The organism is Pseudomonas sp. URMO17WK12:I6, from assembly GCF_003253625.1.
Classification (GTDB): Bacteria; Pseudomonadota; Gammaproteobacteria; order Pseudomonadales; family Pseudomonadaceae; genus Aquipseudomonas.
In genome coordinates this window covers 58,795-74,355 of sequence record NZ_QKYZ01000009.1, presented here as the reverse complement: position 1 = coordinate 74,355, position 15,561 = coordinate 58,795, and the positions used below count along the sequence as shown (strand labels likewise).

At 57.7% G+C, this 15,561-nt stretch carries 12 protein-coding genes; 11 read left to right on the top strand and 1 reads right to left on the bottom strand.

The window, feature by feature from the left end; genetic code table 11:
* Positions 1 to 54 precede the first annotated feature (54 nt).
* Both F475_RS17615 and F475_RS17610 read left to right on the top strand, forming a co-directional pair.
* Positions 55 to 366 carry a DUF485 domain-containing protein gene (locus F475_RS17615; protein ID WP_007939152.1) on the top strand — a complete coding sequence of 104 codons (312 nt, stop codon included), beginning with the start codon at positions 55 to 57 and terminating at the stop codon, positions 364 to 366.
* Positions 363 to 2,021, top strand: a complete 1,659-nt coding sequence (locus F475_RS17610) for a cation acetate symporter (RefSeq protein WP_111454376.1) — start codon at positions 363 to 365, stop codon at positions 2,019 to 2,021. Before F475_RS17615 ends, F475_RS17610 begins: the two co-directional genes overlap by 4 nt.
* A 385-nt stretch (positions 2,022 to 2,406) precedes the next feature.
* Here F475_RS17610 and gltA read toward each other — a convergent pair whose 3' ends face one another.
* A complete protein-coding gene (gltA, locus tag F475_RS17605) occupies positions 2,407 to 3,696 on the bottom strand; it encodes a citrate synthase (protein WP_018925105.1) in 1,290 nt (429 codons plus the stop codon).
* A gap of 363 nt (positions 3,697 to 4,059) precedes the next feature.
* Here gltA and sdhC point away from each other — a divergent pair, with 363 nt between their 5' ends.
* From sdhC to sucD, 9 genes are all read left to right on the top strand, one after another.
* The gene (gene sdhC, locus F475_RS17600; RefSeq protein WP_015096190.1) at positions 4,060 to 4,434 is read left to right on the top strand and encodes a succinate dehydrogenase, cytochrome b556 subunit; all 375 of its coding nucleotides are present in this window, start codon (positions 4,060 to 4,062) and stop codon (positions 4,432 to 4,434) included.
* A complete protein-coding gene (gene sdhD / locus F475_RS17595; protein ID WP_003210573.1) occupies positions 4,428 to 4,796 on the top strand; it encodes a succinate dehydrogenase, hydrophobic membrane anchor protein in 369 nt (122 codons plus the stop codon). Before sdhC ends, sdhD begins: the two co-directional genes overlap by 7 nt.
* Before the next feature lie 3 nt (positions 4,797 to 4,799).
* A complete protein-coding gene (gene sdhA / locus F475_RS17590) occupies positions 4,800 to 6,572 on the top strand; it encodes a succinate dehydrogenase flavoprotein subunit (protein ID WP_018925106.1) in 1,773 nt (590 codons plus the stop codon).
* Between the two features lie 11 nt (positions 6,573 to 6,583).
* On the top strand, positions 6,584 to 7,288 hold the full coding sequence (locus tag F475_RS17585; RefSeq protein ID WP_018925107.1) for a succinate dehydrogenase iron-sulfur subunit: 705 nt from the start codon (positions 6,584 to 6,586) through the stop codon (positions 7,286 to 7,288).
* A 262-nt stretch (positions 7,289 to 7,550) separates the two neighbouring features.
* Positions 7,551 to 10,382: a 2-oxoglutarate dehydrogenase E1 component gene (locus tag F475_RS17580; RefSeq protein WP_018925108.1), complete on the top strand. Its 2,832-nt coding sequence runs from the start codon at positions 7,551 to 7,553 to the stop codon at positions 10,380 to 10,382.
* A 42-nt stretch (positions 10,383 to 10,424) separates the two neighbouring features.
* Positions 10,425 to 11,639, top strand: coding sequence for a 2-oxoglutarate dehydrogenase complex dihydrolipoyllysine-residue succinyltransferase (gene odhB / locus F475_RS17575; RefSeq protein WP_018925109.1), 1,215 nt, complete (start codon positions 10,425 to 10,427; stop codon positions 11,637 to 11,639).
* 110 nt (positions 11,640 to 11,749) lie between these two features.
* Entirely contained in the window at positions 11,750 to 13,186 is a 1,437-nt protein-coding gene (lpdA, locus tag F475_RS17570; RefSeq protein ID WP_018925110.1) for a dihydrolipoyl dehydrogenase, read from the top strand.
* A gap of 199 nt (positions 13,187 to 13,385) precedes the next feature.
* Positions 13,386 to 14,552 (top strand): ADP-forming succinate--CoA ligase subunit beta, encoded by a 1,167-nt coding sequence (sucC, locus tag F475_RS17565; RefSeq protein ID WP_007919879.1) that lies wholly within the window; start codon positions 13,386 to 13,388, stop codon positions 14,550 to 14,552.
* A complete protein-coding gene (gene sucD / locus F475_RS17560; RefSeq protein ID WP_007919877.1) occupies positions 14,552 to 15,433 on the top strand; it encodes a succinate--CoA ligase subunit alpha in 882 nt (293 codons plus the stop codon). The genes sucC and sucD overlap by 1 nt, the downstream gene beginning before the upstream one ends.
* The last annotated feature ends 128 nt before the right edge of the window (positions 15,434 to 15,561 follow it).

Sequence of the window (15,561 nt, the reverse complement as noted above, 5' to 3'; positions counted from 1 at the left end):
CCGCATAGAGTGGATAACGTTCCAACTAAAATCTGTGCTGCGAGGATAAAAACAATGAACGACAGCATTTACCTCTCGATTCAAAACAGCCCGCGCTTCAAGGAGCTGGTTAGCAAGAGAGAACGATTCGCCTGGATTCTTTCAGCGATCATGCTTGGGCTGTACTCAGGATTCATCCTTTTGATTGCTTACGGGCCGCATATTCTGGGCGCAAAAATCAGCCCCGAGTCTTCGATTACCTGGGGCATTCCGATCGGTGTCGGGCTGATTGTTTCGGCCTTTGTCCTAACTGGCATCTACGTACGACGCGCCAACGGCGAATTCGACGACTTGAACAATGCGATTCTCAAGGAGGCTCAGCAATGATCCGGCGTCTAATCGCTCTCTTGAGCATCGCAGCCTTTGCACCGGGCGCCTGGGCGGCTGAGGTCCTGACGGGTGCCGTGCAGAAACAACCGCTCAACGTATCCGCGATCATGATGTTCGTGGTGTTCGTCGGGGCAACCTTGTGCATCACCTATTGGGCGTCCAAGCGCAACAAATCGGCCGCCGACTATTATGCGGCGGGTGGCAAGATCACCGGTTTCCAGAACGGTCTGGCGATTGCCGGTGACTACATGTCCGCGGCGTCCTTCCTGGGTATCTCCGCCCTGGTGTTCACCTCCGGCTACGACGGCCTGATCTACTCGATCGGCTTCCTGGTGGGCTGGCCGATCATTCTGTTCCTGATCGCCGAACGCCTGCGTAACCTGGGCAAGTACACCTTTGCCGACGTGGCGTCCTATCGCCTGGGGCAAACCCAGATCCGCTCGCTGTCGGCGTGCGGTTCGCTGGTGGTGGTGGCGTTCTACCTGATCGCGCAAATGGTCGGTGCCGGCAAGCTGATTCAGCTGCTGTTCGGCCTGGACTACCACGTTGCGGTGATCCTGGTCGGTATCCTGATGTGCCTGTACGTGCTGTTCGGCGGCATGCTGGCGACTACTTGGGTGCAGATCATCAAGGCGGTGCTGTTGCTGTCCGGTGCCTCGTTCATGGCGCTGATGGTGATGAAGCACGTCAACTTCGACTTCAACACGCTGTTCTCCGAGGCGATCAAGGTTCACGCCAAAGGTGAAGCAATCATGAGCCCGGGCGGCCTGGTGAAAGACCCGATCTCGGCGTTCTCCCTCGGCCTGGCACTGATGTTCGGTACCGCTGGCCTGCCGCACATCCTGATGCGCTTCTTCACCGTGAGTGACGCGAAAGAAGCGCGTAAAAGCGTGCTGTATGCGACCGGCTTCATTGGTTACTTCTACATCCTGACCTTCATCATCGGTTTCGGCGCGATCCTGCTGGTCAGCACCAACCCGGCCTTTAAAGATGCGGCAGGTGCGCTATTGGGCGGCAACAACATGGCGGCGGTGCATTTGGCCAACGCGGTGGGTGGCAGTGTGTTCCTGGGCTTCATCTCGGCGGTGGCGTTCGCGACCATTCTGGCGGTGGTGGCCGGCCTGACCCTGGCCGGTGCTTCGGCAGTGTCCCATGACCTGTATGCCAGCGTGATCAAGAAGGGCAAGGCCAACGAGAAGGACGAAATCCGCGTCTCGAAAATCACCACCATCGCCCTGGCGGTGCTGGCGATCGGCCTGGGCATTCTGTTCGAGAAGCAGAACATCGCGTTCATGGTGGGCCTGGCATTCTCCATCGCGGCGAGCTGTAACTTCCCGGTGCTGCTGCTTTCCATGTACTGGAAGAAACTGACGACTCGCGGTGCGATGATCGGCGGTTGGTTGGGGCTGGTCAGTGCGGTTGGCTTGATGGTGCTGGGGCCAACCATCTGGGTGCAGATCATGGGTCACGAGAAGGCGATCTTCCCGTATGAATACCCTGCGCTGTTCTCGATGATCATCGCCTTTATCGGGATCTGGTTCTTCTCGATCACTGACAAATCTGCTGCGGCTGACAATGAGCGGGCGCTGTTCTTCCCGCAGTTTGTCCGTTCGCAGACGGGGTTGGGGGCGAGTGGGGCGGTTTCGCACTAAGGCTTCTTATATATAAGCTGCGCTGACACGAATGCCCCGGTCGAGAGATCGGGGCATTTTTATTGGGCTTTTATGGGCGGTTATCGCCCTTTGTAGGGGCGAGGCTTGCCCGCGAAGGCTATATGCAAAAGCCAAAGCGAGGCGGCCGACCGGCCGGCCTGATCGGACGTGGGGATATATTCCTCCCGTAGGAACTGCCGAAAGCTGCGATCTTTTGATCTTGCCGTTGCTTTGGCTTTTGATCTGTCTGCTCGTTTCCCGGAGGCCGAGCCGCCGTTACCGAAGAAACGGATATATACACAACCAAAGAGCACAAACAAAAACGGCCTCTATCTACATAGAGGCCGTTCTCGGTGCAACTTAAGACGTTATCGCAAGACAGCTCTTATTTGCGGTCTTCAAGCGGGGTGATGTCACGCGACTCGTAGCCGGTGTACAGCTGGCGCGGACGGCCGATCTTGTACGGGCTGGAGAGCATTTCTTTCCAGTGGGAGATCCAGCCGACAGTCCGCGCCAGGGCGAAGATCACGGTGAACATACTGGTTGGAATGCCGATCGCCTTGAGGATGATCCCCGAGTAGAAGTCGACGTTCGGGTACAGCGAGCGTTCGATGAAGTACGGGTCGGTCAGGGCGATCTCTTCCAGGCGCATGGCCAGTTCGAGTTGCGGATCGTTGGTGATGCCCAGTTCCTTCAATACTTCGTCGCAGGTCTGCTTCATGACGGTAGCGCGTGGGTCGCGGTTTTTGTAAACCCGGTGACCGAAGCCCATCAGTTTGAACGGATCGTTCTTGTCTTTGGCCTTGGCGATGTACTTGTCGATGTTCGAGACATCGCCAATTTCATCGAGCATGGTCAACACGGCTTCGTTCGCACCGCCGTGGGCAGGGCCCCACAGTGCAGCGATACCGGCGGCGATACAGGCGAACGGGTTGGCACCCGAGGAACCTGCCAGACGTACGGTGGAGGTCGATGCGTTCTGTTCGTGGTCGGCATGGAGGATGAAGATCCGGTCCATGGCCTTGGCGAGTACCGGGCTGATCGGTTTGATCTCGCACGGGGTGTTGAACATCATGTGCAGGAAGTTTTCCGCGTACGACAGGTCGTTGCGCGGGTACATCATGGGTTGGCCCATGGAGTACTTGTAAACCATTGCAGCCAGGGTCGGCATCTTGGCAACCAGGCGGATCGCGGAAATTTCGCGATGCTGCGGGTTATTGATGTCGAGGGAGTCGTGGTAGAACGCCGAGAGGGCGCCAACTACACCGCACATGACGGCCATCGGGTGGGCGTCGCGACGGAAGCCGTTGAAGAAGGTCTTCAACTGCTCGTGGACCATGGTGTGGTTCTTCACGGTGCCGACGAACTGGGCCTTCTGTTCTGCGGTCGGCAGCTCGCCGTTGAGCAGCAGGTAGCAGGTTTCCAGGTAGTCCGACTTTTCAGCCAGCTGTTCGATCGGGTAGCCGCGGTGCAGCAGAATACCGTTGTCGCCGTCGATGTAGGTGATCTTCGACTCGCAAGAGGCGGTCGACATGAAACCAGGGTCAAAGGTGAAACGGCCCGTGGCCGTCAGGCCCCGAACGTCGATAACATCGGGACCAACGGTGCCGGTTAAAATGGGCAGCTCGACGGGGGCTGCGCCCTCGATGATCAACTGCGCTTTTTTGTCAGCCATGTGGCCTCCTATTTATGCTTGAAATCATCAGACAGACCCCCCACGCAGGGCCCGCACCACTATAGTGAGATAAATTCGAATGTCAATTTGCCTAAAGTCTTGCTCCAGAAGGCTTTAACCGCACTTTTTTCTCGAAATTGTCTGCCGTTTACGCCTTTTATGTCACTTGTGCAATCCGCTATTAGGGGAAGGTGAACGCGTTGTCATTAGTAGCCTAACTGTCTATACTCGGCCACCGACCGCCAGGGGCTTTTGGGCCTGCTTTATTGGGGGTCGCATCCCTGGGTGGTGGTTACCTGACCAGTGCACTCCCCAACAACTTTGCCCTGATTGTTAGGGGCTCTTCAGTGTGAAAAAAAAGCCGTGAAAAGCCAACGACCTGTAAACCTAGACCTAAGGACCATCAAACTCCCCATCACCGGCGTTACGTCGTTTCTTCACCGTGTTTCCGGCATCATCCTCTTCCTGGGCCTTGGCTTCATGCTTTATGCATTGGGCAAGTCTCTGGGTTCCGAGGAAGGTTTTGCCGAGGTGAAGGCATGCTTGACCAGCCCGCTGGCCAAGTTCGTAGCATGGGGCCTCCTGTCCGCTCTTCTGTATCACCTGGTAGCCGGTGTGCGCCACTTGATCATGGACATGGGCATCGGTGAGACGCTGGAAGGCGGCCGCCTGGGCTCGAAAATTATCATCGCCGTTTCCGTGGTGTTGATCGTTCTGGCAGGAGTTTGGATATGGTAACCAGCGTTACGAACCTTTCGCGTTCGGGCCTCTATGACTGGATGGCGCAACGTGTGTCTGCGGTTGTTCTCGCGGCTTATTTCATTTTCCTGATCGGATACCTCGCTGCGAATCCTGGCATTGGCTACGCCCAATGGCATGGCCTGTTCGCCCACAACGGGATGCGTATCTTCAGTCTGCTGGCCCTTGTGGCCCTGGGCGCTCACGCCTGGGTCGGCATGTGGACCATCGCGACCGACTACCTGACGCCGATGGCGCTGGGCAAGTCCGCGACTGCAGTACGTTTCCTTTTCCAGGCGGTATGCGGCGTTGCGATGTTCGCTTACTTCGTCTGGGGTGTGCAGATTCTCTGGGGTATCTGATCCATGGCTAACATTCCAACGATTTCTTTCGACGCCATCATTATTGGTGGCGGCGGTGCCGGCATGCGCGCAGCGCTGCAACTGGCACAAGGCGGTCACAAGACTGCCGTGATCACCAAGGTTTTCCCGACTCGTTCGCACACCGTATCGGCCCAGGGCGGCATCACTTGCGCCATTGCATCTGCGGACCCGAACGATGACTGGCGCTGGCACATGTACGATACCGTCAAGGGTTCCGACTACATCGGTGACCAGGACGCTATCGAATACATGTGTCAGGAAGGTCCGGCTGCAGTTTTCGAACTGGACCACATGGGCCTGCCGTTCTCCCGTACCGAAACCGGTCGCATCTACCAGCGTCCGTTCGGCGGTCAGTCCAAGGACTACGGCAAGGGCGGCCAGGCTGCACGTACTTGCGCGGCGTCCGACCGTACCGGTCACGCGCTGCTGCACACCCTTTATCAGGGCAACCTGAAAGCCGGCACCACGTTCCTGAACGAATACTACGCTGTCGATCTGGTAAAGAACGGTCAAGGCGAGTTCGTCGGTGTGATCGCGATCTGCATCGAAACCGGTGAAACCACCTACATCCGTGCCAAGGCCACCGTACTGGCCACCGGCGGTGCAGGTCGTATCTACGCTTCGACCACCAACGCCCTGATCAACACCGGTGACGGCGTTGGCATGGCGCTGCGTGCCGGCGTACCGGTACAAGACATCGAAATGTGGCAGTTCCACCCGACCGGCATCGCCGGCGCCGGTGTACTGGTAACCGAAGGTTGCCGTGGTGAAGGTGGTTACCTGATCAACAAGCACGGCGAGCGTTTCATGGAGCGTTATGCTCCGAACGCCAAAGACCTTGCCGGTCGTGACGTGGTTGCCCGTTCGATGGTTAAGGAAATCATCGCCGGCAACGGTTGCGGTCCGAATGGCGACCACGTAATGCTCAAGCTCGACCACCTGGGCGAGGAAGTGCTGCACAGCCGTCTGCCAGGCATCTGCGAACTGTCCAAGACTTTCGCGCACGTTGATCCGGTCGTCGCTCCGGTTCCGGTTGTTCCGACTTGCCACTATATGATGGGCGGCGTTGCCACCAACATTCATGGCCAGGCGATCACTCAGGACGCCGAAGGCAAGGACACCATCATTCCTGGCCTGTTCGCGGTTGGTGAAGTGGCTTGCGTATCGGTTCACGGTGCCAACCGTCTGGGCGGCAACTCGTTGCTCGATCTGGTGGTTTTCGGTCGTGCGGCCGGTCTGCACCTGGAAAAAGCGCTGACCGACGGTATCGAATACGACGACGCCACCGACGCCGACATCAATGCGGCCCTGTCGCGTCTGTCCGCTCTGAACGAGCGTACCGATGGTGAAGACGTGGCAACCCTGCGTCGCGAGCTGCAAAGCTGCATGCAGAACTACTTCGGTGTATTCCGTACTGGCGAATACATGCAGAAGGGTATTGCTCAACTGGCTGATCTGCGTGGCCGTATCGCCAACGTCAAGATCAACGACAAGAGCCAGGCGTTCAACACCGCGCGTATCGAAGCGCTGGAGCTGCAGAACCTGCTGGAAGTGGCCGAAGCTACCGCCATCGCTGCAGAAGTACGTAAAGAGTCCCGCGGTGCTCACGCCCGTGAAGACTTTGAAGACCGTGACGACGAAAACTGGCTGTGCCACACCCTGTACTTCCCGGGTGAGAAGCGCGTTGCCAAGCGTGCAGTGAACTTCTCGCCGAAGACTGTTCCGACTTTTGAACCTAAGATTCGGACTTATTAAGGGTGGCCGCCATGTTGCAAGTCAGTGTTTATCGTTACAACCCTGATCAGGACGCTGCGCCGTTCATGCAGGAATTCCAGGTTGATACCGGTGGTAAAGACCTGATGGTGCTGGACGTGCTGGCCCTGATCAAAGAGCAGGACGAGGGTTTCTCCTATCGTCGCTCTTGCCGTGAAGGTGTTTGCGGTTCCGACGGCATGAACATCAACGGCAAAAACGGTCTGGCGTGCATCACGCCGCTGTCTGCCGTCGTAAAAGGTAACAAGCTGATCGTTCGTCCTCTGCCAGGTTTGCCGGTTATCCGTGACTTGGTCGTCGATATGAGCATCTTCTACAAGCAATACGAAAAGGTTAAGCCATACCTGCAGAACGACACGCCGGCTCCGGCCATCGAGCGTCTGCAGTCCCCTGAAGAGCGTGAAAAACTCGACGGTCTGTACGAGTGCATCCTGTGCGCTTGCTGCTCGACTTCGTGCCCGTCCTTCTGGTGGAACCCGGACAAGTTCCTGGGCCCGGCTGCCCTGCTGCAAGCGTACCGCTTCCTGGCAGACAGCCGCGACACCAAGACGTCCGAGCGTCTGGCTTCGCTGGATGACCCGTTCAGCGTATTCCGCTGCCGGGGCATCATGAACTGCGTCAACGTTTGTCCGAAAGGCCTGAACCCGACTAAGGCCATCGGTCACATCCGTAACATGCTGCTGCAAAGCGGCGTGTGATTCAGCTGCTGTACCCGTAGAACCGCTGTACCCGTAGATGCTACGGCGCAGGCTTCAACCGGCGCCGTAGTTTTAACCTGAGCAGCAGCCCATAAGGCTGCGGCTCTTATTTTGAAGAAATGAGACAAGCAGGGGCATCCGGGCTGGTACCCGGACTATCAGCGTGATCCTAAGTGGCTTGTTTTAGTCGCTGCATTCGGACTTCTGCAAGTTTGCTCGGTGTCGACGCCGGTGGTGTTCCCCTAACCGAGGGTGACCAAGCATGCAAGAAAGCGTGATGCAGCGCATGTGGAACAGCGCCTACCTTTCCGGTAGTAACGCTGCCTATGTGGAAGAGCTCTACGAGCTCTACCTGCACGACCCTAACGCTGTGCCAGAAGAGTGGCGCACCTACTTCCAGAAGTTGCCTGCTGATGGCAACACTGCCACCGATGTTTCGCACTCCACAATTCGCGATCATTTCGTCTTGCTGGCAAAGAACCAGCGCCGCGCCCAACCGGTTTCCGCCGGCAGCGTGAGCAGTGAGCACGAGAAGAAGCAAGTTGAAGTGCTGCGATTGATCCAGGCCTACCGTATGCGTGGCCACCAGGCAGCCCAGCTTGACCCGCTGGGGCTGTGGCAGCGTCCTGCACCTGCAGACCTGTCAATCAATCATTACGGCTTGACCAATGCCGATCTTGATACGACCTTCCGTGCCGGCGACCTGTTCATCGGCAAAGAGGAGGCGAGCCTACGCGAAATTCACGAAGCGTTGCAGCAGACATATTGCCGCACCATCGGCGCTGAATTTACGCACATCACCGATTCCGAGCAGCGCCAGTGGTTCCAGCAGCGTCTGGAAAGCGTGCGCGGCCGTCCGACGTACTCCGCCGACATCAAGAGTCACCTGCTCGAGCGCGTCACTGCCGGCGAAGGTCTTGAAAAATACCTTGGGACCAAGTATCCGGGTACCAAGCGTTTCGGTCTGGAAGGCGGCGAGAGCCTGATTCCGATGCTCGATGAACTGATCCAGCGTTCCGGCTCCTACGGCACCAAGGAAATCGTCATCGGCATGGCCCACCGTGGTCGTCTGAACGTGCTGGTCAACACCTTTGGCAAGAACCCGCGCGAGTTGTTCGACGAGTTCGAAGGCAAGAAGAAGGTCGAGCTGGGTTCCGGTGACGTTAAATATCACCAGGGCTTCTCGTCCAACGTCATGACCACCGGCGGTGAAGTTCACCTGGCCATGGCTTTCAACCCGTCTCACCTGGAAATCGTTTCTCCAGTGGTCGAGGGTTCGGTCCGTGCCCGTCAGGATCGTCGTAACGATCCTACCGGTGAAAAGGTTCTGCCGATCTCCATCCACGGTGACGCGGCATTCGCCGGTCAAGGCGTGGTCATGGAAACCTTCCAGATGTCGCAGACCCGCGGTTTCAAGACCGGCGGCACCGTGCACATCGTGATCAACAACCAGGTCGGCTTCACCATCAGCAACCCGCTGGACTCGCGCTCCACTGAGTACGCGACCGACGTTGCGAAGATGATCCAGGCGCCGATCCTCCATGTGAATGGTGATGATCCGGAAGCCGTGTTGTTCGTGACCCAGTTGGCCATCGACTACCGCATGCAGTTCAAGCGTGACGTGGTGATCGATCTGGTCTGCTACCGTCGTCGCGGCCACAACGAGGCTGACGAGCCAAGCGGTACCCAGCCTCTGATGTATCAGCAGATCACCAAGCAGCGCACCACCCGTGAGCTGTATGCCGATCGTCTGACCCAGAGTGGGGTGCTGGACGCTGAGCGTGTTCAGGCGAAAGTCGACGAATACCGCAACGCGCTGGACAACGGTCTGCACGTAGTAAAAAGCCTGGTCAAAGAGCCGAACAAAGAGTTGTTCGTGGACTGGCGTCCGTATCTGGGCCACGCCTGGACCGCGCGTCACGATACTCGCTTCGATCTGAAAACCTTGCAGGAACTGTCCGCCAAGCTGCTGGAGATTCCGGAAGGCTTCGTGGTTCAGCGCCAGGTCTCGAAAATCTACGAAGACCGTCAGAAGATGCAAGCCGGCGGCCTGCCGATCAACTGGGGTTACGCCGAAACCATGGCGTACGCGACCCTGGCGTTCGAAGGTCACCCGATTCGCATGACGGGTCAGGACATCGGTCGCGGTACGTTCTCGCACCGTCACGCTGTCTTGCACAACCAGAAAGACGCGGGTACCTATATCCCGCTGCAAAACCTGTACAAGGGTCAGCCACGTTTCGACCTGTACGATTCGTTCCTGTCCGAAGAAGCGGTTCTGGCGTTCGAATACGGTTATTCGACCACCGAGCCAAACGCTCTGGTTATCTGGGAAGCCCAGTTCGGCGACTTCGCCAACGGTGCCCAGGTGGTTATCGACCAGTTCATCACCAGTGGCGAGCACAAGTGGGGCCGTCTCTGCGGTCTGACCATGCTGTTGCCGCACGGTTATGAAGGTCAGGGTCCGGAGCACTCCTCGGCTCGTCTGGAGCGTTACCTGCAGCTGTGCGCCGAGCACAACATTCAGGTAGCCGTGCCGACTACGCCGGCCCAGATCTACCACTTGCTGCGTCGTCAGGTGATTCGCCCGCTGCGCAAACCATTGGTAGTCCTGACTCCGAAGTCGTTGCTGCGTCACAAGCTGGCCATCTCGACCCTGGAAGATCTGGCCGAAGGTTCGTTCCAGACCGTGATCCCGGAAATCGATGCGCTTGACCCGAAAAAGGTCACTCGCATGATCCTGTGCAGCGGCAAGGTCTACTATGACCTGCTGGAAAAACGCCGTGCCGAAGGTCGTGAAGACATCGCCATCGTGCGTATCGAGCAGCTGTATCCGTTCCCTGAGGACGACCTGATGGAGGCTCTCGCCCCTTACACCAACCTCGAAAACGTGGTTTGGTGCCAGGAAGAGCCGATGAACCAGGGCGCCTGGTACAGCAGCCAGCATCACATGCGTCGCAGCCTGACCAACCATAAACAAGGCCTGGTCCTGGAATACGCTGGTCGTGAGGCGTCTGCCGCACCTGCTTGCGGTTACGCTTCGATGCACGCCGAGCAGCAGGAACAACTGCTGCAAGATGCTTTCACTGTTTAACGCCTTCGCGCACCTGAAACCGAATTTAAGGACCCACAGATAATGGCTATCGAAATCAAAGCCCCCACTTTCCCGGAATCGGTTGCCGATGGCACCGTTGCCACCTGGCACAAAAAACCGGGCGACGCCGTCAAGCGTGACGAACTGATCGTCGACATCGAAACCGACAAAGTCGTACTGGAAGTTCTGGCCACTGCTGATGGCGTGCTGGGCGCGATCGTCAAGAACGAAGGCGACACCGTTCTGTCCGACGAAGTTCTGGGCTCCATCGGTGAGGGCGGTGCTGCCGCCGCTCCAGCCGCTGCTGCACCTGCCGCTGCTGCCGCTGCTCCTGCCGAAGCGGGCGAAGACGATCCTGTTGCTGCACCGGCTGCTCGCAAGCTGGCTGAAGAAAACGGCATCAACATCGCTTCCGTTGCCGGTACTGGCAAAGGCGGTCGTGTGACCAAGGAAGACGTGGTAGCAGCTGTTGCCGCCAAGAAAGCCGCTCCGGCTGCTGCACCTGCCAAGGCTGCTGCACCGGCTGCTTCGGCTCCGGTATTCGCTGCTGGCGACCGCGTAGAAAAACGCGTTCCGATGACCCGTCTGCGTGCCAAGGTTGCCGAGCGTCTGGTTGAAGCTCAATCGAACATGGCCATGCTGACCACTTTCAACGAAGTCGACATGACCGAAGTCATGGCCCTGCGTTCGAAGTACAAGGACCTGTTCGAGAAGTCCCACAACGGCGTACGCCTGGGCTTCATGTCGTTCTTCGTGAAAGCGGCTACCGAAGCGCTGAAACGCTTCCCGGCTGTCAACGCGTCGATCGACGGTGCCGACATCGTTTACCACGGCTACGCCGACGTTGGTGTGGCTGTTTCCAGCGACCGCGGTCTGGTTGTACCGGTTCTGCGTAACGCCGAACTGATGAGCCTGGCTGAAATCGAAGGCGGCATCGCTACCTTCGGCAAGAAAGCCCGTGACGGCAAACTGTCGATGGAAGAAATGACCGGCGGCACGTTCACCATCACCAACGGCGGTACTTTCGGTTCGATGATGTCGACTCCGATCGTCAACCCGCCGCAGGCTGCGATTCTGGGTATGCACAACATCATCCAGCGTCCTATGGCGATCAACGGTCAAGTCGTTATCCGTCCGATGATGTACCTGGCGCTGTCCTACGATCACCGTCTGATCGATGGCAAAGAAGCTGTGACCTTCCTGGTGACCATCAAGAACCTGCTGGAAGACCCGGCTCGTTTGCTGCTGGATATCTGATTTCGTTGCACGGGCCGTTCAATGATGGACGGCCCTTCTGTAATGACCAGCTTCGTCCCACGACGGTCCTCAAAAGGGGCCGTCCGGTTTGATTCGAGAAGGAATGACACATGACTCAGAAATTCGACGTGGTAGTGATTGGCGCGGGTCCTGGCGGCTACGTGGCTGCCATTAAAGCAGCGCAACTGGGCCTCACCACTGCCTGCATCGAGAAATACACCGACAAGGAAGGCAAACTGGCCCTCGGCGGTACTTGCCTGAACGTCGGCTGCATTCCATCCAAGGCGCTGCTGGACAGCTCCTGGAAGTTTCACGAAGCGCAAGACGGCTTCGCGATCCACGGTATCAACCACGCTGGCGTGACCATGGACGTGCCAGCAATGGTCGGCCGTAAAGCCAACATCGTCAAAGGCCTGACCTCCGGCGTTGCAACGCTGTTCAAGGCTAACGGCGTCACTTCGATCCAGGGCCACGGCAAACTGCTGGCTGGCAAGAAAGTCGAAGTCACCAAGCCTGACGGTTCGGTTGAAGTCATCGAAGCCGAAAACGTCATCCTGGCTCCGGGCTCGCGTCCGATCGACATTCCACCGGCTCCGGTCGACCAGAATGTGATCGTCGATTCGACTGGCGCTCTGGAATTCCAATCCGTACCAAAACGCCTGGGTGTAATCGGCGCTGGTGTTATCGGTCTGGAACTGGGTTCGGTATGGTCCCGTCTGGGCGCTGAAGTCACCGTTCTCGAAGCACTGGATACCTTCCTGATGGCAGCGGACACCGCTGTTTCCAAGGAAGCGCTGAAAACCCTGACCAAACAGGGTCTGGACATCAAGCTGGGCGCTCGCGTGACCGGTTCCAAAGTGAACGGCGACGAAGTCGTTGTGAACTACACCGATGCCAACGGCGAACAGAACATCACTTTCGACAAGCTGATCGTAGCCGTTGGTCGCCGTCCGGTGACCACTGATCTGCTGGCTGCCGATTGCGGCGTGACCCTGGACGAGCGCGGTTTCGTGCACGTTGACGATCACTGCGCCACCACCGTACCGGGCGTTTACGCCATCGGTGACGTGGTTCGCGGCATGATGCTGGCTCACAAAGCCTCGGAAGAGGGCATCATGGTTGTCGAGCGCATCAAGGGCCATAAAGCCCAGATGAACTATGACCTGATCCCTTCGGTTATTTATACTCACCCGGAAATCGCGTGGGTCGGTAAAACCGAGCAGGCCTTGAAAGCTGAAGGCGTAGAAGTTAACGTCGGCACCTTCCCGTTCGCAGCCTCTGGCCGTGCCATGGCCGCCAACGATACCGGTGGTTTCGTCAAGGTCATCGCTGATGCCAAGACTGACCGCGTATTGGGCGTCCACGTGATTGGCCCGAGCGCCGCAGAACTGGTTCAGCAGGGCGCGATCGGCATGGAATTCGGCACCAGCGCTGAAGACCTGGGCATGATGGTTTTCTCCCATCCGACCCTGTCTGAAGCCTTGCACGAAGCAGCGTTGGCAGTGAATGGCGGCGCCATCCACATCGCCAACCGCAAGAAACGCTAAGCGGATAATAAGAAACCACGGCGGTACGGCCCGTCGTGAGCCTTGCGAGCAAGACTCACCGCGGAATGTCCGCTGGACGCAGTCTTGCGTAGCTGCACCGGGTACCCGGAAAGGTTACGCAAGCAGCAGTCACAGGTGGTGCGGCACTTGAATGAGTGCAGCACCGAATGCGCAGTACCTAACGAAGACGGTAATAAGCATGAATCTTCACGAGTATCAGGGTAAGCAGCTGTTCGCTGAGTACGGCCTGCCAGTATCCACCGGTTACGCGGTAGACACCCCGGAAGCAGCAGCAGAAGCTTGCGACAAAATCGGCGGCAGCGAATGGGTTGTCAAAGCCCAGGTTCACGCCGGTGGTCGCGGTAAAGCGGGCGGCGTAAAGCTGGTTCGCAGCAAAGAAGACGCTAAAGCATTCGCACAGCAGTGGCTGGGCAAGCGTCTGGTGACTTACCAGACTGACGCCAATGGTCAGCCAGTCACCAAAATCCTGGTTGAATCGTGCACTGATATCGCTAAAGAGCTGTACCTGGGCGCTGTCGTTGACCGTTCGAGCCGTCGCATCGTGTTCATGGCTTCCACCGAAGGTGGCGTGGACATCGAGAAAATTGCTCACGACACTCCAGAAAAAATTCTGAAAGCCACTATCGATCCACTGGTTGGCGCTCAGCCATTCCAGGGTCGCGAGCTGGCATTCCAGCTGGGTCTGGAAGGCAAGCAAGTTGCTCAGTTCGCCAAGATCTTCGTAGGTCTGGCCAAGCTGTTCAAGGATCACGACCTGGCTCTGCTGGAAGTGAACCCGCTGGTGATCAAGGCTGACGGCGATCTGCACTGCCTCGATGCCAAGATCAACATCGACGCCAACGCCATGTACCGTCAGCCTAAGCTGAAGACTTTCCACGATCCGTCGCAAGACGATCCGCGCGAAGCGCACGCTGCCAAGTTCGAACTGAACTACGTAGCACTGGAAGGCAACATCGGTTGCATGGTCAACGGTGCTGGCCTGGCCATGGGTACCATGGACATCGTCAACCTGCATGGCGGCAAACCAGCCAACTTCCTCGACGTGGGCGGCGGTGCTACCAAAGAACGCGTAACCGAAGCGTTCAAGATCATCCTGTCCGACACTAACGTCGCTGCAGTACTGGTCAACATCTTCGGCGGCATCGTTCGTTGCGACATGATTGCCGAAGGCATCATCGGCGCTGTGAAAGAAGTCGGCGTGAAAATCCCGGTTGTTGTTCGCCTTGAAGGCAACAACGCTGAGCTGGGCGCTAAAGTACTGGCAGAAAGCGGTTTGAACATCATCGCTGCTACCAGCCTGACCGACGCTGCTCAACAAGTTGTCAAAGCTGCGGAGGGCAAATAATGAGCGTCCTGATCAATAAAGACACCAAAGTTATCTGCCAGGGTATTACCGGTTCGCAAGGTAGTTTCCACACCCAGCAAGCCATCGAGTACGGCACCAAGATGGTTGGCGGCGTAACTCCAGGCAAAGGCGGCACCGAGCACCTGGGCCTGCCAGTATTCAACACCGTGAAAGACGCTGTAGCTGCTACTGGCGCCACCGCCAGCGTGATCTACGTTCCAGCTCCTTTCTGCAAGGACTCCATCCTGGAAGCAGCCTTCGGCGGCATCAAGCTGATCGTTTGCATCACTGAAGGCATTCCTACCCTGGACATGCTGGATGCCAAGGTCAAGTGCGACGAGCTGGGCGTAGTCCTGATCGGTCCTAACTGCCCAGGCGTGATCACTCCAGGCGAATGCAAGATCGGCATCATGCCAGGTCACATTCACTTGCCAGGCAAGGTCGGTATCGTTTCCCGTTCCGGCACCCTGACCTACGAAGCTGTGAAGCAGACTACTGACGCCGGTTTCGGTCAGTCGACTTGCGTCGGCATCGGTGGTGACCCGATCCCGGGTTCGAACTTCATCGACATCCTGAAGCTGTTCCAGGAAGACCCGAAGACCGAAGCGATCGTGATGATCGGCGAGATCGGCGGTTCGGCTGAAGAAGAAGCGGCTGCCTACATCAAGGCACACGTGACCAAGCCGGTTGTTTCCTACATCGCTGGTGTGACTGCTCCTCCGGGCAAGCGCATGGGCCATGCTGGCGCAATCATCTCTGGCGGCAAAGGCACTGCAGACGAGAAATTCGCTGCTCTGCAAGACGCAGGCGTTAAAACCGTGCGTTCGCTGGCAGACATCGGCAAGGCCCTGGCCGAGCTGACCGGTTGGGCCGTCAAGTAAGCCTCGCGCTTAACTGACGCTCCACCAAACAAAGGCCACCTTCGGGTGGCCTTTGTCATTTCCGGGGTTTGAGATATTCGCAGCGCTTTCTGTGGCGAGGGAGGTTGTGAAAATTAGATATGTAAACA